We start from the raw sequence: 23,311 nt of genomic DNA, 5'->3' as shown, positions 1-23,311 counted from the left end.
CGGCAGCGGCGGCGGCACCGGCCGCGGTCGCCGCGGGCGTTCCCGCCGCACGACGGAGCCCCCGCGCCTCTCCGGAGAGGCGCGGGGGCTCCGTCGTGCGCGATCCCTACGGCAGGAGGCGGTTCGGGCCGCGGAACAGGTAGGTGACCTCGCGGATCGACGACTGCTGCAGCATGAGCATCAGCACGCGGGCGAGGCCCATGCCGAACCCGCCGTGCGGGGGCACGCCGTAGCGGAAGAAGTCGAGGTAGAAGCCGAGCTCCTTCGGGTCCATGCCCTTCTCGACCGCCTGCGCCTCGAGCACCTCGATGCGGTGCTCGCGCTGCGCGCCCGTGGAGATCTCGGTGCCGCGGTAGATGAGGTCGTAGCTGTTGGTGAGGTGCGGGTTCTCAGGGTGGCGCATGTGGTAGAACGGGCGGATCGACGCGTCGTAGTCGGTGAGGAAGACGAAGTCGCTGCCGTACTTCTTCTTCACGTGCGCGGCGATGCGGCGCTCGCCCTCGGGGTCCATGTCGGCGTCGGCGCGCGGCACCTCGTAGCCCTCGGCCTTCACGATCTCCTTCGCCTCGGCGAGGGGGATGCGCGGGAACGGTCGGGCGGGCACCTCGAGCTCGATGCCGAAGAGCTTCTGGATCTCCTCGCCGTGCTTCTCCTTGACGGCCGAGAGGCCCGCGACGATGAGCTCCTCGTGCAGCTCCATGACGTCCTCGTGCGAGTCGATCCAGCTCAGCTCGGTGTCGACCGAGGTGAACTCGGTCGCGTGGCGCGAGGTGAACGAGGGGTCGGCGCGGAACGCCGGGCCGACCTCGAAGATGCCGCCGAAGCCCGCGGCCTGCGCCATCTGCTTGAAGAACTGGGGGCTCTGCGCGAGGAACGCCTGGCCCTCGAAGTACTCGACCTCGAACAGCTCGGCGCGCGACTCGCTCGCGCTCGCCATGAGCTTCGGGGTCTGGATCTCGATGAAGCCGCGATCGACCCACACGTTGCGGAGCGCGTGCAGGAACGTGGTCTGGATGCGGAAGATCAGGTTCTGCTCGGGGCGGCGGAGGTCGAGGAAGCGCCAGTCGAGGCGCACGTCGATGCCGCTGTCGGCTGCGATCGGGTTGTCGGGGAGCGCCTTGCTGATGACCTCGATCTCGTCGATCTGGATCTCGACGCCGCCGAGCTTCACGCGCTCGTTGTGCTGCAGCTCGCCCTCCACCGTGATGAAGGTGCCGTGGGTGAGCTCGCTGATGGTGGTGGTGCGGGGAACGAGGATGTCGGATCGCGGATTCTCGGGATCGGGCTCGCGCAGCACGCCGCCGTTCACCAGCTGCACCGCGCCGGTCTCGTCGCGCAGCACGACGAACTGCACGTACCGCTGGTCGCGCACCTTCTCGACCCATCCGGAAACGCGCACGGGGCCGTCTTCGCGGGCGGCCAGGTCCTTGATCAATACACGCTCAGTCACCCGCACAGTCTACCGGGATGCGGACTGCGGGCGGTCTCCGCTCCGGTCCCCGGATCGAGATGACGCTCGTGGCCCTTGCGGCGCCGGTGATGGGCCGAACGCGTCATCTCGATCCAGGGGTCGGTGTCGAAGGCCCGAGCCGTCGCGGCGCAGGGCCGCCTCGCCAGAGGCTGTTGTGCTTCGAGATCTTGAACTTCTCGGCCTCGTACACCCAGCCCTGCCCGTGGAGCTCCCACGCGGCGGCGTGCGAGCCGCGCCCGAGGAGCGTCAGCAGTAACGCCCATCCAGTCGGCGCTCGCCGCATTCACCGACGCCGACCTCGATCGCGTGTGGACGCCCCGAGAGAGCGCGGACTACGCGCGGATCGGCGGCGACGGCCCCGTCATCGTGGGTTCGGCCGCGACGGTCGCCGACACGATCGAGGAGATCGTCGAGGAGACCGGGGTCTCGGGCTTCAACCTCGCCGCGGTCTCGCAGCCAGAGACGCGGCGCGGGTGCGGATCGCCGGCGAGTAGCGGCAGCGGGGTCGGGTCGGGCGGTGTCGAGCCAGCCTGTCTGTGTCGAGTCGGCCTATAAGTTGCGCGAATTTCGGCGGTCTCGATAAGAATAGGCCGACTCGATCGGGGGCCGGCCAGCGCCGGTGACGGGTGCGGCACCCGCCGGACACCTGCCGGACAGCTTGCGGTGATAGGAACTGCGTATGAACGACGTAGCCTCGCCCCCGCTCGGCGGCACCCGCTCCCTGCTGCAGTCCCAAGTGCCGGCGCTCGTGCCGAGTGAGCGCAGGGTGGCGCAGGTGTGCATCGACGCGCCGCAGCTGGTGGCCGAGATGTCGGTGGCGGATCTCGCCGAGCGAGCCGAGGTGTCTCCCGCGACGGTTGTGCGGGCCTGCAAGAGCATGGGCTTCGGAGGGTTCCAGCGGCTGCGGGAGCTGTTGATCCGGGATCAGGCCGCACAGCCCGCCGGCCCGGTACCGGAGGCGGGGGTCCATCTCGTCGAGCGGATGTTCGAGCGCGCGATCTCGGGCATCCGCGGTGCGCTGGGCGCACTCGACTTCGAGGCCTTCGATGCGGCGGCCAGGGGGATCCGCAACTGCTCACGGCTGCTCATCGTCGGCAACGGGGCGTCCCTCGCCGCCGCCCAGTCCATCGCGCTGCACTTCCTCACGAGCGGCAAGCTCTGCGAGAACCCCGTCGACATCGTGACGCAGCACATCGCGGCGAAGCTGCTGAAGCCGGGCGACGTCTGCCTGGCCGTGAGCGACAGCGGCATGAATCACTTCACGCTCCGCTCCGCGAAGCTCGCGGCCGAGAACGGCGCCACGGTCGTCGCCATCACGAGCTACGGACGGTCGGATCTCGCCGACGTCGCCGACCACGCGCTCGTGGCGGGCGCCGACTTCCACAGCTGGAACGACAGCAGCCTCACCGGCAACATCGTGCAGATGCTGCTGCTCTCGGCGCTGCACTCGGCGGCGCTCGGCTCGGCGCCCGACGCGATCGCCTCGCGAGCCGAGGCAGCCGATGAGGTGCTCACGATGGTGAGTCCCGAGGTCTGATCGGCTCCTGTTCCCCTCGCCTGGCTGAAGAAGGGGGACATGCGCCGCCCCTGTTCCTCCGTCGCGGCGGAGAGTTCGCGAAGCCGGTGCCGCGCATTCGCCTCGACGACGCGAATCGTTCACCTAAGCCGCTCAATCTGGAATCAAGCATTTCCTGAGATCCGAGATTCAGGAAACCTGATTTCCTAGGAGGTGGCCGATGGCCAGACTCGTGCTCGACCAGATCACCCGGGAGTTCGGCGATTTCGTCGCGACCGACCGCATCTCGCTCACCATCGAGGACGGCGACTTCCTCGTGCTGCTCGGCCCCTCGGGCTGCGGCAAGACCACGCTGCTGCGCATGATCGCCGGTCTGCTCGAGCCGACGAGCGGCAGCATCAGGATCGACGACGAGGACATCACCGCGCTGCCCGCCCGCAAGCGCGACCTGGCGATGGTGTTCCAGAGCTACGCGCTCTACCCGCACCTCTCGGTCGAGAAGAACCTCGCCTTCCCGCTCAAAGCCCGGAGGACTCCCAAGGCCGAGATCGAGACGCGCGTGCGAGCCGCCGCCGAGTCTGTCGAGATCGACCACCTGCTCGACCGCAAACCCAAGGAACTCTCGGGCGGTCAGCGTCAGCGCGTCGCCGTCGCGCGCGCTCTCGTGCGCGAGCCCAAGGCCTTCCTCATGGACGAGCCGCTCTCCAACCTCGACGCCAAGCTGCGCACCGCCACCCGCCGTGAGCTCGCGGCCCTGCACCGCAAGCTCGGAGCCACCTTCGTCTACGTGACCCACGACCAGATCGAGGCGATGACGATGGCCACGAGGATCGCGCTGCTCAACGGCGGGCGGATCGAGCAGTACGGCACCCCCGAGGAACTCTACGACGCCCCGAGCTCCGTCTTCGCCGCCGGGTTCATCGGATCCCCGGCGATGAATCTGCTGAACGCCTCGCTCACCACGACCGACGGCAAGATCACCGTGCTCGCCCCCGGCGTCGAGGCCGTGCTCTGGGAGGGCGCGACCGCGGAGCGCGACATCGTGATCGGCGTGCGGCCGGAGCACCTCAGCATGCACGCGGGCGGCGCCCCCGAGGCGGTGCCCACGGCGGGCGTCGCCCTGCGCGGCACCGTCGACCTCGTCGAGAATCTCGGCCGCGAGCAACTCGTGCACTGCATCGTCGGCGAGGATCGCGTCACCGTCTCGTGCCCGCGCGAGGAGCGCTGGAGCGCGGGCGACCTCGTCGTGCTCGCCGCCCCCGTCGCCCGCGTCCACCTCTTCGACCGCGCGAGCGGTCGCCGCCTCGAATGGCGGGCCGACGCCGCAGACGACGCGGCCGCCCCGAACGGCGCAGACGCGTCGATCGCATCGCCGGTGTCGTCCGCGGCACCCGCGGCGCTCGCCGCGAGCGCGGGCCCGGCCGTTCGCTGACCCCTCCCACCCGCCTCGACGATCCAACCCGAGTCACCGCTTCGAACACATCCCGAAAGGATCACTCCGCACATGCGACTCCGACGTTTCGCCGCCACCGGCGTCATGGCCGCCATCGCCGCCATGACCCTGGCCTCCTGCTCCTCGGGGGCGGCAGCCCCCGAATCCGCCGCCTCCGTCGTACCCGAGCTCGCAGCCGACCAGAAGGTCGAGGTCGTCTTCGAGACCTACAACCTGATGCAGGCCGGCCCCTGGACTGACACCGTCAACCAGCTGATCGACGAGTTCGAGGAATCCCACCCCAATATCAGCGTGAAGGCGCAGGCGCCGCAGGGCGACACCGCCAACAACGTCTACGTCGGCAGCCTGCAGACGCAGATGCTCGCCGGCTCGGTGCCCGACGTCGCGCAGATCACCTTCGACTCGCTCGATTTCGCCGTCAATCAGCTGAACGCCAAGCCGATCTCGGACCTCGTGAGCGAGGAGGAGCTCGCCGAGCACTTCGGCGGCGAGCACCCCATGCACCCGAACGCGGCCGTGCTCGCCGACTGGGACGGCAAGACCTACGGCATGCCCTACGTGTTCTCCACCCCGGTGCTGTTCTACAACGCCGACATGCTGCGCGACGCCGGCATCACCGACCCCGACTTGAGCGACTGGGACAAGGTGCAGGAGATCGCCGCGAAGGTCACCGCGCAGACCGGCAAGCCCTCGCTCGACGTCACCTGCGTCGCCAAGGGCGGCAACTGGTGCATGCAGGCGCTCTTCCGCTCGAACGGCGCCCAGGTGCTCTCCGACGACCGCAGCACCATCGAGTTCGGCTCACCCGAGGCCCAGTCCACGGTCGAGCGCTTCGCCGAGATGACCGAGGCGGGTGTGCTGCGCTCGGCGACCGCGGCCGACCAGATGGAGGGCCTGCCGAAGGGCGACGTGGCGATGATCCTCACCACCTCCGCGCTCCAGGGAGCCTTCATGGGTGCCGCCGAGGCCGGCGGTTGGGAACTCGCCGCGGCCAAGATGCCGGCGTTCGCGGGTGAGGAGGCCGTGCCGGTGAACTCGGGATCCGCCCTCTTCATCCTCAGCGACGATCCCGCGAAGCAGCGCGCCGGCTGGGAGCTCACGAAGTTCCTCACGAGCGACCGCGCCTACGAGATCATCTCGAGCCAGATCGGCTACCTGCCGCTGCGCCCGGGTCTCGTGGAGGAGGGTGGCGCGCTCCACGACTGGGCGCAGTCCAACCCGCTGCTCGCCCCCAACCTGGAGCAGATGGACACCATGAAGCCCTGGGTGTCGTACCCCGGCAACAACTTCGTGCAGGTCGACGACATCCTTGGCACCGCGATCGAAGAGGTGGTGTTCTACGGCAAGCCCGCCGAGGAGACCATGACCGACGTCGCCGAGCGCGCGCAGGAACTCATCGGCTGACGCAGCGTCGCGCTGACGCAGCGGCGCGCCGCTGCGCCGGCGACGCTCGGGCGGGGCATCGCGGTGCCCCGCCCCGCCGATCCAACAGAAACGGAGAACACACCGATGGAACTGCTCACCACCGCCCCCGAAGCCGCTCCGGTGCTCGACCTGCCGGGCACCTACAACTTCCGCAGCACCGCGGGGTACCGGGCCGCCTCCGGGACGCTGCGCGAGGGCGGGCTCTTCCGCTCCGATGCGCTGCACCGGCTGGGCGAGGACGGCAACCGCCGGTTCGGCGCCCACGGCATCTCCCGCGTCATCGACCTACGCGACGCGGGCGAGCTGGAGGCCGCGCCGAGCGCGCTCGCCGCAGGCGGCGCCGAGACCGTGCACCACCCCATCTTCGATGCTCCGGCCGGCCTGCCCGAGCTCGAGAGCCCCTACTCGATCGCCGCCGTGTACCGGCACATCGTCATCGAGCGCGCCGACCGCGTGGCGGGCGCCGTTCGCCTCATCGCCGACGCCCCCGAGGGCGGAGTGCTCGTGCACTGCACCGCGGGCAAGGATCGCACGGGCATCGTGGTCGCTTCGGCGCTCACCGCGGTGGGCGTGCCCCGTGATCAGGTCGTGGCCGACTACGCCGCCAGCGCCCGCAACCTCGCCGGGGAGTGGGCGGATCGCATGCTCGCCGGCGCCGAGGAGCGCTTCGGCGCGCTCGACGACGGAGTCCGGGAACTCATGATCGGCAGCCCGGCAGAAGCCATGGACCGCACCCTCGACCTCATCGATGAGACCTACGGCGGGGTCGAGCGCATGCTGCTGCAGCACGGCTTCGACGGCGACGCGCTCGACCGTCTGCAGTGCCGACTCGTCGCCTGACGTCGCGCCACCCCGTCAGCCTGCGCGGAGTTCCCGCCATCCTGCGCGCAGCCGCAGGATCTCAACCCCTCCCGAACATCGCACCTCCCGAAAGGAACCCCTCATGACCGCATCGCAGCACCCTCCCGTCGAGCACTTCATCCTCCATATCAGCGACACCCACTTCGTGGGCGGCGCCGACCTGCTGCACGGCAAGGTCGACAGCGACGCCAACCTGAAGCGCCTCTTCCGGGACTTCGCCGAGACCAAGGCCCGCCCCGAGGCGATCGTCTTCACGGGCGATCTCGCCGATACGGGCGACGCGGACGCCTACCGTCGCCTCCGCGCGCTCGTGGAGCCCGCCGCCGAGGCCATCGGAGCCCAGGTGATCTGGGTGATGGGCAATCACGACACCCGCACTCCATTCCGCAAGCACCTGCTCGACTCCGACGAGGGCGAGAAGAGCGTCGACATGGTCTACGACGTGAACGGCCTGCGCGTCATCGCCCTCGACTCGACCGTGCCCGGATCCCACCACGGCGAGATCTCCGAGGAGCAGTACGCGTGGCTCGCCGAGGTGCTCTCGACTCCCGCGCCGCACGGCAGCGTCATCGCGCTGCACCACCCGCCGGTGCCCTCGCTGCTCGAGCCCATCGAGGTCGTCGAGCTGCGCGACCAGGCCCGATTCGCCGAGGCGCTCAGGGGCACCGACGTGCGCGCCGTGCTCGGCGGCCACCTGCACTTCAACACCTTCAGCGACATCGGCGGCGTGCCGGTGTCGGTGGCCTCGGCGACCTGCTACACGCAGGACCTGAACGTGGAGAGCGGCGGCATGCGGGGCCAGGACGGTGCGCAGGGCTTCAACCTCGTGCACTTCTACGACGACCGCGTGATGCACACGGTCGTGCCGATCGGGGAGTTCTCGACGGTCTACAGGATCACCGCCGAGCAGCTGCGCTCCTGGACCGCGCTCTCGCTGGAGGAGGTCGGCGCCGAGATGGCGATGACCGCCGTCGAGTCCGAGCCCGCGCTCGCCTGATGTTCATCGAGGTACTTCCGCAGCAGGCCGCGCACGCGACGCAGCCTGTCTCGGAGCGGGCCCCGCACGGGGCCCGCTCCGCACCCGGCGAAGCGCCGGAGGATCCGAGGCGCCGCATCAGGCGCCGATTCGACGCCGCCCCGTACCTGTACGTGCTGCCCGCGGTGATCCTGCTCGTCGTCTGGACCTACTGGCCCCTGGCCCAGACCTTCGAGCTCTCGTTCTACGACTGGAATATGCTGCCCGCGCAGGAGAAGGTGCCCGTCGGCTTCGAGAACTACGCCACGGTGCTCACGCTGCCCGAACTGCACCAGGCGCTCCTCAACACCGGCCTCTACATCGGCGCCTTCCTGATCCTCTCGGTCGCCCTGCCCGTGGTGTTCGCCCTGATCTCCCGCCGCGTGGCCGGCAGGGCGAAGACGATCTACCAGGCCCTCATCTTCGTGCCCTTCCTCGTCACCCCGGTGGCGACGAGCGCGATCTGGCGCTGGCTCTTCGCGCCCGAGGGCGGCACGATCCCCGCCGTCGCGCGCACCCTCGGCATCGAGATGGGCGACGTCTTCCGCAGTCCCGACTCGTCGATGACCGCGGTCGTCGTGATCGTGGGCTGGCAGATGCTCGGCTTCGGCGTGCTCGTCGTCTCCGCTGGTCTCTCGGGGATCAGCCCGGACTACGCGCACGCGGCCGGGGTCGACGGCGCGAAGCCGTGGCGGATCACCTGGGGCATCACACTGCCGCTGCTGTCGCCCTCGCTCGTGTTCCTCTCGCTCATGACGATCCTGCTCTCAGCGCAGTGGACCTTCCCGATCATCGACCTCACCACCCAGGGCGGGCCGAGCGGCAGCTCCACCAACATCTACTACCTGCTCTACCAGTTCGGCTTCCGCAACTTCGACGCCGGCATGTCCTCGGCCGCCGGCGTGCTGTTCTTCATCGGCTTCGGGCTGATCGCGTTCGTGTTCGTCGAGCTCAGCGAGCGCCTCAGCTTCCACGACAACTAAGGACCTGACATGACCTTCACCCTCGTCGCGCCGCAGCAGGTCGCCCCCGGCTCCGGGGAAGGGCTCGAGCAGGCCGCCCGCGCCCTCACCCGGGCCCGCACCAAGCGGCGCATCGGCCTGATCCCGGCCTTCGTCATCCTCACCGCGCTCGCCGTGATCTCGATCTTCCCGATCTACTGGATGTTCGTCACCGCGTTCAGGCCGGCCGATCAGATGCTCTCGACCAGCCCCGTGCCGGGGCCGTTCAGCCTCGAGAACTTCGACTACGTGTGGCAGACGATCCCGATGCTCGGCATGCTCGGCAACACCTTCGGCATGGCGCTCGGCCTGGCCGTGGGGCAGCTGGCCATCGCGATCCTCGCCTCCTACGGCTTCGCCCGCTGGAGCTTCCGCGGGCAGAAGATCCTCTTCCTGCTCTTCGTCGGCTCGTGGCTCGTGCCCTTCCAGGTGACCATGATCCCGAACTACGTGCTGATCTCGAAGATGGGCCTGCTCAACACGGTGCTCGGCGTGATGGTGCCGCAGCTCGCCGCAGCCTTCGCCGTGATGATGCTGAAGCAGCACCTCGACTCGTTCCCGCGCGAGCTGCTCGACGCCGCCGACATGGACGGCCGCGGATCCTGGCGCACCCTCTGGGAGGTCGTCGTGCCGAACCTCAGGCCCGCGCTCGCAGCCCTCGGCATCATGCTGTTCATCAGCGCCTGGAACGAGTATCTCTGGCCCGCGCTGATCCTGCGCCAGTCCGACGCGCTCGTGCAGATCGGCATCCGCAGCTTTCTCGGGGCCGAGGGTAACAACTGGGGCGCGGTCATGGCCGCGAGCGCCCTCGCGTGCCTGCCCATCTTCCTGATCTACATCTTCCTGCAGCGCTACGTGGTCGACGCCTTCGTGCGCTCCGGGCTGAAGTAGGGAGGGATCCGGATCCCGAGCCGTCGCTCCCCGGCCTCGCCGAGGGGTCGGGCGGCGTCGAGTCGGCCTGCTTGTGCCGAGACGGCCTGCTGACGCCGAGACAGCCCGTTTGTGTCGAGTCGGCCTTTAAGTTGCGCGAATTTTGGGCGGTCTCGACAGGAATAGGCCGACTCGATCGGGGCGGGGTGATCGACGGAGCCGGCCGGTTGGTGGTGCCGGGCCGGTCGACGGAGCCGGGCCGGTTGGTGGTGCCGGGCCGGCCGGCGGTGCCGGGCCGCTCGGCGGAGCCCGGGCCGACTGGATGAGGGTGGCGCACGGCGTGCGACGGCGGATCGAGTCATAAAGAGAAACAATGTGACACATCATTTGCGGTTATGTGTGTGCGGTTCCTACGCTGGCTGAGTATCCAAGCGGCGCACCCGCGCCCTCCCGAAAGGAACCGCCATGACTCGCATCACCCGCACGTCGCTCGCCATCGCCGCTCTCGCGGTCGTCGCGATGGGGGCCTCGGCCTGCTCGGCGGGCGCGGGCGACGCGGCTCAGGCAGCCGACGCCGGGGGCGCTCAGAAGGTGCTCGTCGCTACGGGCGCCTCACCGAAGCCCTACACCTTCCTCGACGAGAACGACGAGCTCACCGGCTACGACATCGAGATTCTCAAGGAGATCGACGCCCGCAACGACGAGCTCGAGCTCGAGTTCCAGGTGGCCGAGTTCCCTGCGCTCTTCGCCGGGCTCGACTCCGGGCGCTTCGACGTCGTCGCCAACAACCTCAGCGCCACCGATGAGCGCCGCGAGAAGTACGACTTCAGCGATCCCTACATCGAGGCGCAGTTCGGCATCATCCAGAAGGAGGGCGCGAAGCCCGTCTCCACCCTCGATGATCTCGCCGGCAAGAAGACCTACGGCGAACCCGGCCTCAACTTCACGAAGGTGCTCGAGGCCTACAACGAGCAGCATCCCGACGCGAAGATCGAGATCGAGTACACCGAGCTCGACCTGCAGTCGCAGTACAACGCGCTCGCGGCGGGCCAGGTCGACTTCCTCTTCAACGAGCTCGTGGTCTTCAACGGCTACGGCGGCGACGCGGGCCTGGGCCTCGAGTTCACCGAGCTCGACGGCGGCTACCTCGCCGACACCTTCGGCACGAACCTCTACTCCGCCTACGCGATCTCGCGCCAGGCGCCCGATGCCGAGAGCATCGTCGAGCAGCTCGACGCCGGCCTGGCCGAGCTGCGCGAGGACGGCACCCTCGTCGAGCTCAGCAAGGAGTTCTTCGACGGAGTCGACGTGACCCCGAAGGACTGATCGCATGTCCATCATCGATTTCGATGCGATCTGGCAGTACACGCTCGCGCTGCTGCCCTACATCCCGATCACGCTGGCCCTCAGCATCGTGGCGACCTCGCTCGGCACGGTGCTGGGCCTCGTGATGGCGCTCATCAAGATGGCGCGCGTGCCGGTGCTGAGCCAGCTGAACGCGGTGCTCGTCTCGTACCTGCGCGGCACCCCGCCGCTCGTGCAACTGCTGCTCAACGTCAACGCGGTGCCGATCGCGATCCTCTACATCAACCACCGCTTCGGCACGGAGTGGGACGCGATGGCGCTGTCGCCGTTCATCGTCGCCGCATTCACCTTCGCGCTGACCGAGGCCGCCTACAGCTCGGAGACGATCAGGGCCGCGCTGCTCTCGGTGGATCGCCGGGAGGTCGAGGCGGCGCACTCGCTCGGCATGACACCGTGGCAGACGCTGCGCCGCATCACCGTGCCGAACGCCTCGGTCGTAGCGTTCCCGACCCTCGTCAACCACTTCATCGGCATGCTGAAGCAGTCGTCGCTCGCATTCGTGGTGTCGGTCGTCGAGATCACCGCCTACGCGAAGATCCTCGGCGGGCGCGACTACCGTTACTTCGAGGCCTATCTCGCGACCGCGATCATCTACTGGCTGCTCACCGTGATCGTCGAGCAGGTCGCCCGAGTCGTCGAGGCGCGCATGCAGCGGCCCCGGACCTCGCGCAACCGATCGCGGCCGGGGCCCGCGGGCCCTGCGGGCCCCGCGGGCGGGAACGGCCGCGCTGCCGGTGATGCGGACCCGGTCGCCTCCGAGCAGATCCGCGCCGTCGAGCGGGCTCAAGCCGTCGAGGAGGCCCGCGCATGATCGCACTCGAGAACATCTCGAAGGCATTCGGGGAGCGCAGGATCCTCGACGACCTCTCGCTCACGTTCGAAACCGGCGAGGTGACCGCGATCGTCGGCCCCTCGGGCGCCGGCAAGTCGACACTGCTGCGCTGCATCGACTTCTTCGAGCGCCCCGACAGCGGGCGGATCGTGCTGGGCGACCTCGTGGTCGACGCCGCCGCTGCCACGCGAGCCGAGATCCTGCGCCTGCGCCGCAGCACCGCGATGGTGTTCCAGCAGTTCCACCTGTTCTCGCGCAAGACCGCGCTCGAGAACGTGGCCGAGGGGCTGCGGGTGATCCGCGGTCTCGAGCGGCGGGACGCGGATCGCGAAGCGCGCGAGCAACTCGCCCGAGTCGGCCTGTCGGCGCACGAGGGCCACTACCCGGCCCAGCTCTCGGGCGGTCAGCAGCAGCGCGTCGGCATCGCTCGGGCACTCGCCATGAAACCCCGCCTGCTGCTGCTCGACGAGCCGACGAGCGCGCTCGACCCAGAACTCGTCGGCGAGGTGCTCGCCTCGATCCGCGCCATCGCCGCCGAGGGGCAGACCATGGCGATCGTGTCGCACGAGATGAATTTCGTGCGGCAGGTCGCCGGCAGGGTCGTGTTCCTCGAGGGCGGGCGGATCCTCGACGACGCCGCCCCCGAAACGTTCTTCGGCCCCGACACGAGCGACCGCACCCGCGCCTTCCTGCGCGAATACCACCTGGCCCTCGGCGGCCCCGAATACCAGATCTGACAGGAGCACCATGACCAGCACGCCCCGCCCGCTGCGGCATCTCGGGTTCATCCACCTCGTGCCCTTCGACCGCGACGACCCCCGCCGCGGCCTCGAAGAGGGCATCGAGCTCTTCGAGTACGCCGAGCAGCTCGGCCTCGACAGCGGATGGGTGCGCACGAGGCACCTGCAATACGGACTCTCTTCGCCGGCCGCCTTCTTCTCGGCGGTCGCGCAGCGCACCGAGCGCATCGGGCTCGGCACGGCCGTGATCCCCGTCGGGCACGAGAACCCGTTCAAGCTCGCGGAGGATCTCGGCACCGCCGACGTGCTCTCGGGCGGCCGCCTGCTGCCCGGCCTCAGCGTGCACGCTCCCGGATACCCCGACGACGCGGTCAACGACCTCGTGCACGACGCGGGCTGGCGCGAGGAGGATTACGGATACGGCCGCATCGAGCGCCTGCGCAGCCTGCTCGCCGGCGAGCGCGTGCGCGACGTGCCCGAGTACAACGGCATCGGCGGCGACTTCGACTCGGAACGGGTCGAACCTCACAGCCCCGGCCTCTCCGAGCGCCTCTGGTACGGAGGCGGATCCCTGCGCTCGGCCGAGTGGGCCGGCAGCGCCGGCGTCAACTGGCTCGTCAGCAACATCAGCTCGGCTGAGAACGGCGTCACCGACTTCTCCGCGGCGCAGCGTGCGCAGATCGACGCCTTCCGCGCGGCCCACCCCGCCGGGGAGCGCGCCCGCGCCACGGTCGCCCGCGTGATCGTGCCCACCGACGGCGCCACCGCGGAGCAGCAGGCGAAGTATCATGCCTACGCCGAGGCGCGCACGCCCCGCACTCGCAAGGTGCACGGCAAGAACACGATCATCGCGCTCGACGTGCTCGGCTCGCTCGACGAGATCGTCGATTACATCCGCGGCGACATCGCCTTCCAGGCGGCCGACGACTACCTGTTCGAGCTGCCCTTCGAGTTCGAGCTCGACGACTGGAAGCAGATCCTGCACCAGCTCGCCACCCGCATCGGCCCAGTCCTCGGCTGGCGCCCGGCGGGGGAGCGCGCTGCCGAGGGTGCTGCGGGCGCTGAGGGCACGGGCGCTGCCGAGGGCGCTGGCGCTCAGTCCGCGGATGACCGTCATGCGCCGAGCAGTCCGGATCGGGGCGGGGCCGCCGACGGCGAAGCCGAGACGCTCTCGCGCGAGCAGCGGGAGGAGATTCGCGCATGAGCCTCGAAACAGCGGTGCAGGCGGGACCGGTGCAGGCAGGCTCTGCGCAGGCGGGGCCGGTGCAGACGACAGTGCCGACAGCGCCGACAGCGCCGACCGTGCCGGTAGAGCGGTCGGCGGCGAACGGGCATGCCGATCCGACGCCCGCCTCTTTCACCCTCAGACGAGTTCGCAGCGATGAGTACGAGGCCGTCGACCGGCTCATCGCAGAGGCGTACGCCCACGACTACGGCGAGAGCGACGAGAGCGGCGACCCCATGCGCAGCTCGGCCGTGCGGGATCGCACCCACGAGGTGTGGGTGGCGGTCGACGCCGACGGCGAACTGCTCGGCAGCGTGACCTTCCGCGCCGCGGGCGGACCGCCGCTCCACGAGGACTTCGCCGAGCACGAACTCGATCTGCGGCTGCTCGGAGTCTCGCCGCGCGCTCGCCGCCGAGGGGTCGCGGCCGCACTCATGCGCCTGGTCGCCGAGGAGGCCGAGCGGTCCGGATTCACCGCGGTGGCTCTTAAGACCGCTCCGAACATGCGCGGCGCTCACGCCCTCTACGAAGCCCTCGGTTTCGTGCGCGCCCCCGAGCGCGACGGGCTGTGGATCGGCGGCGAAAAGCTGCTCGATCTCTACACCTACATCCTGCCGCTGCCCAGTCTCGCCACGGAGAGCGTGGTAGATCCGACGGCCGCCCGTTCGGTGCTGGGGCGGTTCCCCTCGGGCGTCGTGGCGATCACAGCTGCGCTCCGCTCGGCGCAGGGCCGGCCCGCGGCGCTCGTCATCCAGTCGTTCGTATCGCTCTCGATCGACCCGCCTCGCGTGCTGCTCTCGGTGGGGAAGGCCTCGACCAGCTGGCCCCGCATCGCGGAGAGCGGCAGCTTCGCGGCGACCGTGCTCTCCGAGACGCAGGGCCCGCTCGCGAGAAGGATCGCCAAGCCCGGGGCTCCGGGCAAACTCGAGGGGGTGCCGACGGCACCGTCCCCGCAGCACGGGCACCCCGTGCTCATCGAGGGCGCCGCCTGGTTCGAGTGCGAGATCCGGGAGGAGTTCGACGGAGGCGATCACCGCATCGTCATCGCCGACGTGCTCGGCTTCGGTGCGCTGCACCGCCCGGAGCGTCCGCTCGTGTTCGCCGGATCCCGCTTCGCGGGCGTGCGCCCGGTCGCGACGGCTCCGGCCGCGGCGGCCCCGACCGCGCCGGCCCCGGCCGCGCCTTGACCCTCGGCCCGTGAGGCGCCCCGCCGCACGGGAACTCCCAGACATCGCGACCGTAGAATGGAGCCGTGAGCGACAAACTGCTGCATCTGGTGCGCCACGGCGAGGTGCACAACCCGGATCGAGTGCTGTACGGACGCATTCCAGGCTTCCGCCTGTCCGAGCTCGGGCACCGCATGGCGGAGGCCGCCGCGCTCGAACTGGCCGGCAGCGACCGCCTGGTGGCCAAGTTGATCGCCTCGCCGCTCGAACGGGCCCAGCAGTCGGCGCGCCCCATCGCGAGCGCGCTGAGCCTCGAGATCGCCACGGACGAGCGCATCATCGAACCCACCAATGCCTTCGAGGGCATGGTGAAGTCGGGTGGCGGGTCGGCGTTCAAGAATCCGCGCTACTGGCATCGCTTCGTGAACCCGCTGCGCCCTAGCTGGGGCGAGCCCTACCGGCAGATCGCATCGCGCATGCGCGACGCGATGGACGAAGCCTGGGAGAACACCCGCGGCGGCGACATCGTGATGGTCTCGCACCAGGCCCCCATCTGGATCGCGCACCTCGACATCGTCGGCAAGCCGCTCGCGCACAACCCCGCGAAGCGCCGCTGCGACCTCTCGAGCATCACGACTTTTGAGAAGCGCGGAGAGCGCTGGTTCGAGGTCGACTACCGAACCCCGGCCGCCGGCCTCACCGAGGACGCGGTCGACGTGGGGGCCGTATGAGCCGCGCGGACCGTATGAGGGATGAGGACCGCGCCAATCGCGCGAGCGGTCAGGCGCACGGCCGTGCCCGCACCCGCCTGGCGGCGCTCGCCCTGCCGCTCGCGGGCGCGCTGCTGCTGGCCGGCTGCGGCGGGGGCGGCGAGAACCTCTCGAAGCAGTGGAGCGAGTCGAGCGAGAAGGGCTATGTCGCGGGCGACGGATCGTCGGTGAGCATCGTCCCCTCCGAGCGCACCGAGCCCGTCGAGTACTCCGGGGAGATCGAGACCGGCGAGACGTTCGGATCCGACGACACCATCGGCGGTGTCACGGTGGTCAATTTCTGGTACGCGGGCTGCGCGCCGTGCCGGGCCGAGGCTCCCGATCTCGTCGCCGCCTACGAGGAGTTCGCTCCGCAGGGTGTGCACTTCGTCGGTGTGAACACGCGCGACCAGGTGGAGCAGGCGCGACAGTTCTCGGAGCAGTTCGGCATCGAGTACCCGTCGATCATGGACAGCCCTGGCGGACGCGAGGTGCAGCGCGCCTTCGCCGGCCAGGTGCCGCTCAACGCGGTGCCCACCACGCTCGTGCTCGACACCGAGGGGCGCGTCGCTCACCGCGTGCTCGGGCAGCTCGCCGGGGAATCCCAGCTGCGCACCCTCATCACGGAGACCCTGGCCGAGGGCGCCGAAGACGCCGAGAGCGCGGGGGACGGATCCGGATCCGGATCCAGCCCCGCCGAGTCCCCCGCCGCCGACGAGACCCCGGCCGAGTAGCGCCGGTGGGTCTGCAGGACATCGTCGCCGACGGGCAGCTGCTCGTCGCCTCGCTGATCGCCGTCGCCGCCGGACTGCTGTCGTTCCTGTCGCCCTGCGTGCTGCCGTTGATCCCCGGCTACCTCGCCTACGTCTCGGGAGTCGCGGGCACGGGCACGGGCAGCGCCGCCGGCGCCGACCCCGCGCGCGCCCGCCGCTCGGAGCGCCGACGCATGGTGATCGGCGCTTTGCTGTTCGTGCTCGGCTTCACCGCGGTGTTCCTGGCTCTCTTCGTGCTGCTCGGCGCTGTGGGCATGTGGATCTGGGAGTGGGAGGAGATCATCACGCGCGTCGCGGGCGTGGTGGTGATCCTGATGGGTCTGGTCTTCATGGGCGCGTTCTCCCGCCTGCAGCGCACGAGCCGCATGAAGCTCAAGCCGCGGGTCGGCCTGGTGGGCGCGCCGCTGCTGGGAATCGTGTTCGCGGTGGGCTGGGCGCCCTGCATGGGGCCGACCCTGGGCACCATCGGCCTGCTCGCCGCGCAGCAGGGCTCGATCGCACGCGCCGCGATCCTCGCCGTCGCCTACTGCCTCGGCCTCGGCCTGCCGTTCATCCTCGCGGCCTTCGGGTTCGGGTGGATGACGCAGACCATGACATTCTTCAAGCGGCATATACGGGCCGTGAATCTGATCGGCGGCGCGCTGCTGATCCTCATCGGTCTCCTGCTGGTGACCGGACTCTGGAGTCGGATGATGTTTGCACTGCAGGCGGTGATCGGCGGATATGTCACGCCCCTCTGATTACGACGACGGCACGGGCGCGGGTGGGTCGCTCCGGGCGGAATCACCCGAAATCGGGTTCGTCGGCTGGATGCGCTGGTTCTGGCGGCAGCTCACGAGCATGCGGGTCGCGCTGATCCTGCTTCTGCTGCTCGCCGTCGCGGCGATCCCCGGCTCCCTCGTGCCCCAGCGCAGCGCCGACCCCAACGGCGTGGTGCAGTACGAGCAGGATCATCCGAAGCTCTTCCCGATCCTTGACGCCTTCCCGATCCAGGCATTCGACGTGTACGGGTCGGTGTGGTTCTCGGCCATCTACCTGCTGCTGTTCATCTCGTTGATCGGCTGCGTGCTGCCCCGCCTCGTGCACCACTGGCGGGCATGGCGCGGGCAGCCCCCGAAGACCCCAGCTCGCCTGCAGCGCATGGCCGGTTACACCGAGGTGCGGGTCTCGAATCCCGAGGCGAGCGAGGAGGATCGCGCGGCCTTCGCCGAGCGCGCCGTCGCCGAGGCCGCGGGGGTGCTGAAGAAGCTGCGGTACCGGGTGCAGGTGCAGCGCGCCTCGCGTCGCGGCGTGGAAGAGGTGTCGGTGTCGGCCGAGCGCGGGTATCTGCGCGAGACCGGTAATCTGCTCTTCCACGCATCCCTGCTCGGAGTGCTGATCAGCGTCGGTATCGGCGGCGTGTACACCTTCAACGGGCAGAAGGTGATCATCGAGGGCGAGACCCTCATCAACCAGCTGATCGACTACGACACCGCCACCTCGGGTCGCGCATTCGACAGTTCGAGCCTGGAACCGTTCAGCCTGCGGCTCGACTCGCTCGATGTCACCTACAACACCCCCGACGACGGCAACATAGATGCGATCGGCCTCGTGAAGGACTACGTCGCAAACGTCACGCTCACCGATGCCGACGGCACGCAGACCGAGGACAAGGTACGCGTCAATCACCCGCTGCGAGTGCACGGCTCGCCCATCTACCTGATCGCCAACGGTTACGCCCCGGAGATCACGATCCGCAACGCGGAGGGCACGGTGGTCTACAGCGAGGCGATGCCGTTCATTCCGCAGGACAACCTCAATATGACGTCGCTCGGCGTGGTGAAGGTGCCGCACGGCATCGTCGACGAGTCGGGCGAGCAGACGCAGCTCGGGCTGCGCGGATTCTTCTACCCCACGCAGACTGAGCTCGACACCGGGGCCTACACCTCGAACTACCCCGACCTCGAGAACCCGGTGCTCACGCTCGACGTGTTCACCGGTGACCTCGGCATCGACAGCGGGGTGCCGCAGTCCGTGTACGTGCTCGACACCGAAGGCATGGAGCAGCTGACCGGTCGCGCCGTCGACCGCGACTCGCTGGAGCTCAGGCCAGGCGAGACCAAAGACCTGCCGAACGGGCTCGGTACCATCTCGCTCGACTCTGTGCCGCGGTACGCGTCGTTCGACGTGATGCAGAACCCCGCGCAGACGTGGGTGCTCGTGTTCGCGCTGCTCGCGCTCGGGGGCCTGCTGTGGTCGCTGTTCGTGGCGCGCAGGCGCATGTGGGTCAAGGCGGTGCTCACCGAGGACGGCGTCGTGCTGCAGTACGCCGGTCTGGCGCGCGGCGATGACCCGGCGCTGGAGCGCGCGGTCGAGGAACTGCGGGATCGCCACCGCGAGCTGCTGTAGTCGGTGTGGGGGATCCTGCCCTTTCTTCTTTTTTCCTTTCTTTTCCTTTCTTGGCTCATCGGAATTGAGGGTGTAGGCGGGTTCTGAACCCGCCGGTCTCGAGCAGTGATCTCGCGATGTAATGGGTCAGGTTCCGGAACCCCAGCGCAGAACCGCGGAGATGCTCGAGCCTCCCGTTGATCGCTTCGGTTGGCCCGTTGGAGGTCCTCGGGTGATCGAAGTACGCGAGGATGTCCGGGCGTCTTCGGTCGAGGGTGTACGCGAGTTTCCGGAGTTCGGTGAACCAGGTCGGGGTCGTCGCTTTCAACGTATCGATCAGTTCGCGCAGCCGCTTCCTCCCGAGACCCGAGTGCTTCTCGCGGTACGCGGCCACGACCTGCTGATAGGCCCGCCATGCCCGCCACACATCCGCATGCGCGGGGTCAGCGAACACGGCATCGAGTCGGGCCTGCTGCTTCTCCGTCAGGAACCCCTCGCCTGTTCTGAGTATCCGCCGGGCCTGGTAGAGCGGATCCCCGCGCCGCCCGCGATGCCCGAGGGTCTCCTGCTGCACCCGCTGCCTGACGCGGTCGAGTGCCTCGCCGGCGAGTTGGACTACGTGGAAGGGATCCATTACCTCGGTAGCGTCGGGAAGGTGCTCCTTCGACGCGGTCTTGAACCCAGTGAACCCGTCCATCGCGACGACCTCGATCCCGGCCCGCCAGGCCGGTGTTCTCGCCGCGAGCCAGTCCGAGAACACCTGCTTCGATCTCCCCTCGATCATGTCGAGCAACCTGGCCGCACCCCGGTTCTCACGTACCGGGGTGAGATCGATGATCACCGTCACGTATCTGTCGCCACGGCGGGTATGCAGTAATGCCCCGTAAAGTGGTGTAGCGCACGGTGGCCAGCACGTCGTAGAACGTGGACGCGGTCACCGTGTGATCCTTCGAGGAATCTCCTACAACCCACTCGAAAGGCATCAACACGATGACCGCTCCTACTATTGTCGACCCTGCCGGCCTGCTCAGCGAAGCTCTCACCGACGCGTCCCCGGATCTGATGCGCAGTCTGTTGCAGACCATGATCAACGCGCTCTTGTCCGCGGACGCGGACGCCGTGGTCGGCGCTGAATGGGGCAAGCCCTCATCCGACCGGATCACGCAGCGCAATGGCTACCGACACCGCGACCTCGACACCCGGGTCGGTACGATCGATGTCGCGATCCCGAAGCTTCGGCAGGGAACCTATTTCCCCGAATGGCTGCTCGAGCGCCGCAAACGCGCCGAGACCGCGCTGATCACCGTCGTCGCCGACTGTTACCTTGCCGGCGTGTCCACACGCCGGATGGACAAGCTCGTCAAGACCCTCGGCATCCATTCCCTGTCGAAGTCGCAGGTGTCCCGGATGGCGGCGGAGCTCGATGCACACGTCGAGCAGTTCCGACACCGACCGCTCGACGACGCCGGTCCGTTTACCTTCGTTGCCGCCGACGCGCTCACCATGAAAGTTCGCGAGGGCGGCCGCGTCATAGGCGCAGTGGTGCTCGTCGCGACCGGCGTCAACGGCGACGGGCGCCGCGAGGTGCTCGGCCTGCGCGTGGCCACCAGCGAGACAGGGGCGGCCTGGAACTCGTTCTTCGCCGACCTCGTCGCCCGCGGTCTCGGAGGCGTCCGCCTCGTCACCAGCGACGCCCACCAAGGACTCGTCGAAGCAATCGCAGCGAACCTGCCCGGTGCTGTTTGGCAGCGCTGTCGCACGCACTACGCGGCGAACCTGATGAGTGTGACACCGAAGGCCATGTGGCCGGCGGTGAAGGCGATGCTGCACTCCGTCTACGACCAGCCCGACGCCGCCGCGGTCCACGCTCAGTTCGACCGGCTCCTGGACTACGTCGACGGGAAACTGCCCGACGCTCACGAGCACCTCGACGCGGCCCGCGCCGATATTCTCGCCTTCGCGCAGTTCCCGGAAGGCCTGTGGCAGCAGATCTGGTCCAACAACCCCAACGAGCGTCTCAATCGGGAAATCCGCCGCCGCACCGACTCCGTCGGGATCTTCCCGAACCGGGACGCGATTATCCGCCTCGTCGGCGCGGTCCTCGCCGAGCAGACCGATGAATGGGCCGAAGGACGCCGCTACCTCGGCCTCGACGTTCTCGCGAAGAGCCGCCTCACCCTCGTCACAGACAACGACGTCGAGGGGTGATCGATACCGTTCTCGAGCTCAGCGCCTGACTCCATCACCACGAAGGACCAACCGTTACACCACCACCCGGGACTTGACCGGGATGCCGCCAGACGTGCTCATCCACCCCGATGGTCGTGACCCCCTCGAAGCGGTGAGGATCATCGATCAGCCCCTGCTGCCCCTCAGCAAGGATCGCGGTGTTCGCGGTATGCCACGACACCCCAAGATTCGCGGCAGCACGAGCAATGGTGAGATGGTCGAGCACGAGCGCTTCGAGCGCCCAACGAACCCCGGCGCGGGAGATCTTTGCCCGCACTGGCGCGGCCCGGCTGGTGTCTTCGCGCCACACTTTCCGGCAGTACGCGCAACGGTATCTGCGCACCCTGATCTTCAGCACCGTCGGGCGATGCCCGAATGGTTCATGCGCGAGGTTCCGGATAACCGTGTCACGGGGAGTGCTCGCGGCTCCGCACCTGCGACACCACGGATCGGGTTCGCTCACTCGGCACCAGATGGTCGCCCGGTCTGGCTCCAGGGACTGTCCGATCGCTTCGAGCCCGAGCTCGTCGAGACGGCAAAACGTGGTCAAATCAGGGGCATGGAAGGTAGCGTGGGACACATCGAGGTCTTTCGGATGGGCGGTGTAGGAACTCCCATCATCGAAAGACCTCGCGTAGTGCCCCGTAAAGTGGTGTAGCGCACGGTGGCCAGCACGTCGTAGAACGTGGACGCGGTCACCGTGTGATCCTTCGAGGAATCTCCTACAACCCACTCGAAAGGCATCAACACGATGACCGCTCCTACTATTGTCGACCCTGCCGGCCTGCTCAGCGAAGCTCTCACCGACGCGTCCCCGGATCTGATGCGCAGTCTGTTGCAGACCATGATCAACGCGCTCTTGTCCGCGGACGCGGACGCCGTGGTCGGCGCTGAATGGGGCAAGCCCTCATCCGACCGGATCACGCAGCGCAATGGCTACCGACACCGCGACCTCGACACCCGGGTCGGTACGATCGATGTCGCGATCCCGAAGCTTCGGCAGGGAACCTATTTCCCCGAATGGCTGCTCGAGCGCCGCAAACGCGCCGAGACCGCGCTGATCACCGTCGTCGCCGACTGTTACCTTGCCGGCGTGTCCACACGCCGGATGGACAAGCTCGTCAAGACCCTCGGCATCCATTCCCTGTCGAAGTCGCAGGTGTCCCGGATGGCGGCGGAGCTCGATGCACACGTCGAGCAGTTCCGACACCGACCGCTCGACGACGCCGGTCCGTTTACCTTCGTTGCCGCCGACGCGCTCACCATGAAAGTTCGCGAGGGCGGCCGCGTCATAGGCGCAGTGGTGCTCGTCGCGACCGGCGTCAACGGCGACGGGCGTCGCGAGGTGCTCGGCCTGCGCGTGGCCACCAGCGAGACAGGAGCAGCCTGGAACTCGTTCTTCGCCGACCTCGTCGCCCGCGGTCTCGGAGGCGTCCGCCTCGTCACCAGCGACGCCCACCAAGGACTCGTCGAAGCAATCGCAGCGAACCTGCCCGGTGCTGTTTGGCAGCGCTGTCGCACGCACTACGCAGCGAACCTGATGAGTGTGACACCGAAGGCCATGTGGCCGGCGGTGAAAGCGATGCTGCACTCCGTCTACGACCAGCCCGACGCCGCCGCGGTCCACGCTCAGTTCGACCGGCTCCTGGACTACGTCGACGGGAAACTGCCCGACGCTCACGAGCACCTCGACGCGGCCCGCGCCGATATTCTCGCCTTCGCGCAGTTCCCGGAAGGCCTGTGGCAGCAGATCTGGTCCAACAACCCCAACGAGCGTCTCAATCGGGAAATCCGCCGCCGCACCGACTCCGTCGGGATCTTCCCGAACCGGGACGCGATTATCCGCCTCGTCGGCGCGGTCCTCGCCGAGCAGACCGATGAATGGGCCGAAGGACGCCGCTACCTCGGCCTCGACGTTCTCGCGAAGAGCCGCCTCACCCTCGTCACAGACAACGACGTCGAGGGGGTGATCGATACCGTTCTCGAGCTCAGCGCCTGACTCCATCACCACGAAGGACCAACCGTTACGACCTTTTCCTCTTTTCAGCTTTCCGGCTCCATCACCACGAAGGACCAACCGTTACACCGGTCCGTCGAAGCGTCCGATCCACACTCCGCACGTGGATCTCGGCCTGCAGCTCCAGTTCCGGCCGGGACTTGACCGCCGGCCGTAGTGTGCGGCGACAGGAATCCAGTCCTCTCCCTCGGGCACCAGCATGGGTATTCCGGAGCATCCGTCGAACGTGGCACCGA

Annotated in this window: 19 protein-coding genes and 3 pseudogenes; 19 read left to right on the top strand and 3 right to left on the bottom strand. The window is 68.6% G+C overall.

Going from position 1 to position 23,311, the window contains the following annotated elements:
- Nucleotides 1-106: 106 nt before the first annotated feature.
- On the bottom strand, nucleotides 107-1,450 hold the full coding sequence (gene aspS, locus KVY00_RS07940; protein ID WP_255572554.1) for an aspartate--tRNA(Asn) ligase: 1,344 nt from the start codon (nucleotides 1,448-1,450) through the stop codon (nucleotides 107-109).
- 327 nt (nucleotides 1,451-1,777) lie between these two features.
- Here aspS and KVY00_RS07935 point away from each other — a divergent pair, with 327 nt between their 5' ends.
- From KVY00_RS07935 to resB, 17 genes are all read left to right on the top strand, one after another.
- Nucleotides 1,778-2,026, top strand: coding sequence for a hypothetical protein (locus KVY00_RS07935; RefSeq protein WP_223042463.1), 249 nt, complete (start codon nucleotides 1,778-1,780; stop codon nucleotides 2,024-2,026).
- 124 nt (nucleotides 2,027-2,150) lie between these two features.
- On the top strand, nucleotides 2,151-3,008 hold the full coding sequence (locus KVY00_RS07930) for a MurR/RpiR family transcriptional regulator (RefSeq protein WP_223042462.1): 858 nt from the start codon (nucleotides 2,151-2,153) through the stop codon (nucleotides 3,006-3,008).
- A 199-nt stretch (nucleotides 3,009-3,207) separates the two neighbouring features.
- Nucleotides 3,208-4,419: an ABC transporter ATP-binding protein gene (locus KVY00_RS07925; RefSeq protein ID WP_223042461.1), complete on the top strand. Its 1,212-nt coding sequence runs from the start codon at nucleotides 3,208-3,210 to the stop codon at nucleotides 4,417-4,419.
- A gap of 72 nt (nucleotides 4,420-4,491) precedes the next feature.
- The gene (locus KVY00_RS07920) at nucleotides 4,492-5,844 is read left to right on the top strand and encodes an ABC transporter substrate-binding protein (RefSeq protein ID WP_223042460.1); all 1,353 of its coding nucleotides are present in this window, start codon (nucleotides 4,492-4,494) and stop codon (nucleotides 5,842-5,844) included.
- Nucleotides 5,845-5,949: 105 nt separating this feature from the next.
- Nucleotides 5,950-6,705, top strand: a complete 756-nt coding sequence (locus KVY00_RS07915; RefSeq protein ID WP_223042459.1) for a tyrosine-protein phosphatase — start codon at nucleotides 5,950-5,952, stop codon at nucleotides 6,703-6,705.
- Nucleotides 6,706-6,808: 103 nt separating this feature from the next.
- On the top strand, nucleotides 6,809-7,723 hold the full coding sequence (locus tag KVY00_RS07910; RefSeq protein WP_223042458.1) for a metallophosphoesterase: 915 nt from the start codon (nucleotides 6,809-6,811) through the stop codon (nucleotides 7,721-7,723).
- Nucleotides 7,723-8,724: a carbohydrate ABC transporter permease gene (locus KVY00_RS07905; RefSeq protein WP_223042457.1), complete on the top strand. Its 1,002-nt coding sequence runs from the start codon at nucleotides 7,723-7,725 to the stop codon at nucleotides 8,722-8,724. Before KVY00_RS07910 ends, KVY00_RS07905 begins: the two co-directional genes overlap by 1 nt.
- 9 nt (nucleotides 8,725-8,733) lie before the next feature.
- Complete coding sequence (locus KVY00_RS07900) at nucleotides 8,734-9,633, top strand: carbohydrate ABC transporter permease (protein WP_223042456.1); 900 nt, start codon at nucleotides 8,734-8,736, stop codon at nucleotides 9,631-9,633.
- 444 nt (nucleotides 9,634-10,077) lie between these two features.
- Nucleotides 10,078-10,938, top strand: coding sequence for a transporter substrate-binding domain-containing protein (locus tag KVY00_RS07895; RefSeq protein ID WP_223042455.1), 861 nt, complete (start codon nucleotides 10,078-10,080; stop codon nucleotides 10,936-10,938).
- Between the two features lie 4 nt (nucleotides 10,939-10,942).
- Nucleotides 10,943-11,788: an amino acid ABC transporter permease gene (locus KVY00_RS07890; protein ID WP_223042454.1), complete on the top strand. Its 846-nt coding sequence runs from the start codon at nucleotides 10,943-10,945 to the stop codon at nucleotides 11,786-11,788.
- Nucleotides 11,785-12,546 carry an amino acid ABC transporter ATP-binding protein gene (locus tag KVY00_RS07885; RefSeq protein ID WP_223042453.1) on the top strand — a complete coding sequence of 254 codons (762 nt, stop codon included), beginning with the start codon at nucleotides 11,785-11,787 and terminating at the stop codon, nucleotides 12,544-12,546. Before KVY00_RS07890 ends, KVY00_RS07885 begins: the two co-directional genes overlap by 4 nt.
- A gap of 10 nt (nucleotides 12,547-12,556) precedes the next feature.
- Nucleotides 12,557-13,753, top strand: a complete 1,197-nt coding sequence (locus KVY00_RS07880) for an LLM class flavin-dependent oxidoreductase (protein WP_223042452.1) — start codon at nucleotides 12,557-12,559, stop codon at nucleotides 13,751-13,753.
- Complete coding sequence (locus KVY00_RS07875; protein WP_223042451.1) at nucleotides 13,750-14,961, top strand: GNAT family N-acetyltransferase; 1,212 nt, start codon at nucleotides 13,750-13,752, stop codon at nucleotides 14,959-14,961. Before KVY00_RS07880 ends, KVY00_RS07875 begins: the two co-directional genes overlap by 4 nt.
- Before the next feature lie 65 nt (nucleotides 14,962-15,026).
- Complete coding sequence (locus tag KVY00_RS07870) at nucleotides 15,027-15,671, top strand: histidine phosphatase family protein (RefSeq protein ID WP_223042450.1); 645 nt, start codon at nucleotides 15,027-15,029, stop codon at nucleotides 15,669-15,671.
- 14 nt (nucleotides 15,672-15,685) lie between these two features.
- Nucleotides 15,686-16,423 carry a TlpA family protein disulfide reductase gene (locus KVY00_RS07865; RefSeq protein WP_223042449.1) on the top strand — a complete coding sequence of 246 codons (738 nt, stop codon included), beginning with the start codon at nucleotides 15,686-15,688 and terminating at the stop codon, nucleotides 16,421-16,423.
- A gap of 5 nt (nucleotides 16,424-16,428) precedes the next feature.
- Entirely contained in the window at nucleotides 16,429-17,202 is a 774-nt protein-coding gene (locus KVY00_RS07860) for a cytochrome c biogenesis CcdA family protein (RefSeq protein WP_223042448.1), read from the top strand.
- Complete coding sequence (resB, locus tag KVY00_RS07855; RefSeq protein WP_223042447.1) at nucleotides 17,186-18,850, top strand: cytochrome c biogenesis protein ResB; 1,665 nt, start codon at nucleotides 17,186-17,188, stop codon at nucleotides 18,848-18,850. The genes KVY00_RS07860 and resB overlap by 17 nt, the downstream gene beginning before the upstream one ends.
- Before the next feature lie 55 nt (nucleotides 18,851-18,905).
- Here resB and KVY00_RS07850 read toward each other — a convergent pair.
- Nucleotides 18,906-19,700 (bottom strand): annotated as a pseudogene (locus KVY00_RS07850) (ISL3 family transposase); the annotation flags it as partial.
- A gap of 119 nt (nucleotides 19,701-19,819) precedes the next feature.
- Here KVY00_RS07850 and KVY00_RS07845 point away from each other — a divergent pair.
- Nucleotides 19,820-21,066 (top strand): annotated as a pseudogene (locus KVY00_RS07845) (IS256 family transposase).
- Nucleotides 21,067-21,119: 53 nt separating this feature from the next.
- Here the strand turns inward: KVY00_RS07845 and KVY00_RS07840 are convergent.
- Nucleotides 21,120-21,638: pseudogene (locus tag KVY00_RS07840) on the bottom strand (transposase family protein); the annotation flags it as partial.
- 171 nt (nucleotides 21,639-21,809) lie between these two features.
- On the opposite strand from KVY00_RS07840, the gene KVY00_RS07835 reads away from it, so the two are divergent.
- Nucleotides 21,810-23,057: an IS256 family transposase gene (locus KVY00_RS07835; RefSeq protein ID WP_223042444.1), complete on the top strand. Its 1,248-nt coding sequence runs from the start codon at nucleotides 21,810-21,812 to the stop codon at nucleotides 23,055-23,057.
- The last annotated feature ends 254 nt before the right edge of the window (nucleotides 23,058-23,311 follow it).

It is taken from the genome of Leucobacter tenebrionis, from assembly GCF_019884725.1.
GTDB classification, from domain to species: domain Bacteria; phylum Actinomycetota; class Actinomycetes; order Actinomycetales; family Microbacteriaceae; genus Leucobacter; species Leucobacter tenebrionis.
This window is presented reverse-complemented; position numbering and strand designations above follow the sequence as displayed.

Coding starts and splice junctions, on each gene's coding strand:
- KVY00_RS07930 (WP_223042462.1), top strand. CDS start 2,151: ATGAACGACGTAGCCTCGCCCCCGCTCGGCGGCACCCGCTCCCTGCTG.
- KVY00_RS07925 (WP_223042461.1), top strand. CDS start 3,208: ATGGCCAGACTCGTGCTCGACCAGATCACCCGGGAGTTCGGCGATTTC.
- KVY00_RS07920 (WP_223042460.1), top strand. CDS start 4,492: ATGCGACTCCGACGTTTCGCCGCCACCGGCGTCATGGCCGCCATCGCC.
- KVY00_RS07915 (WP_223042459.1), top strand. CDS start 5,950: ATGGAACTGCTCACCACCGCCCCCGAAGCCGCTCCGGTGCTCGACCTG.
- KVY00_RS07910 (WP_223042458.1), top strand. CDS start 6,809: ATGACCGCATCGCAGCACCCTCCCGTCGAGCACTTCATCCTCCATATC.
- KVY00_RS07905 (WP_223042457.1), top strand. CDS start 7,723: ATGTTCATCGAGGTACTTCCGCAGCAGGCCGCGCACGCGACGCAGCCT.
- KVY00_RS07900 (WP_223042456.1), top strand. CDS start 8,734: ATGACCTTCACCCTCGTCGCGCCGCAGCAGGTCGCCCCCGGCTCCGGG.
- KVY00_RS07895 (WP_223042455.1), top strand. CDS start 10,078: ATGACTCGCATCACCCGCACGTCGCTCGCCATCGCCGCTCTCGCGGTC.
- KVY00_RS07890 (WP_223042454.1), top strand. CDS start 10,943: ATGTCCATCATCGATTTCGATGCGATCTGGCAGTACACGCTCGCGCTG.
- KVY00_RS07885 (WP_223042453.1), top strand. CDS start 11,785: ATGATCGCACTCGAGAACATCTCGAAGGCATTCGGGGAGCGCAGGATC.
- KVY00_RS07880 (WP_223042452.1), top strand. CDS start 12,557: ATGACCAGCACGCCCCGCCCGCTGCGGCATCTCGGGTTCATCCACCTC.
- KVY00_RS07875 (WP_223042451.1), top strand. CDS start 13,750: ATGAGCCTCGAAACAGCGGTGCAGGCGGGACCGGTGCAGGCAGGCTCT.
- KVY00_RS07865 (WP_223042449.1), top strand. CDS start 15,686: ATGAGGGATGAGGACCGCGCCAATCGCGCGAGCGGTCAGGCGCACGGC.
- resB (WP_223042447.1), top strand. CDS start 17,186: ATGTCACGCCCCTCTGATTACGACGACGGCACGGGCGCGGGTGGGTCG.
- KVY00_RS07835 (WP_223042444.1), top strand. CDS start 21,810: ATGACCGCTCCTACTATTGTCGACCCTGCCGGCCTGCTCAGCGAAGCT.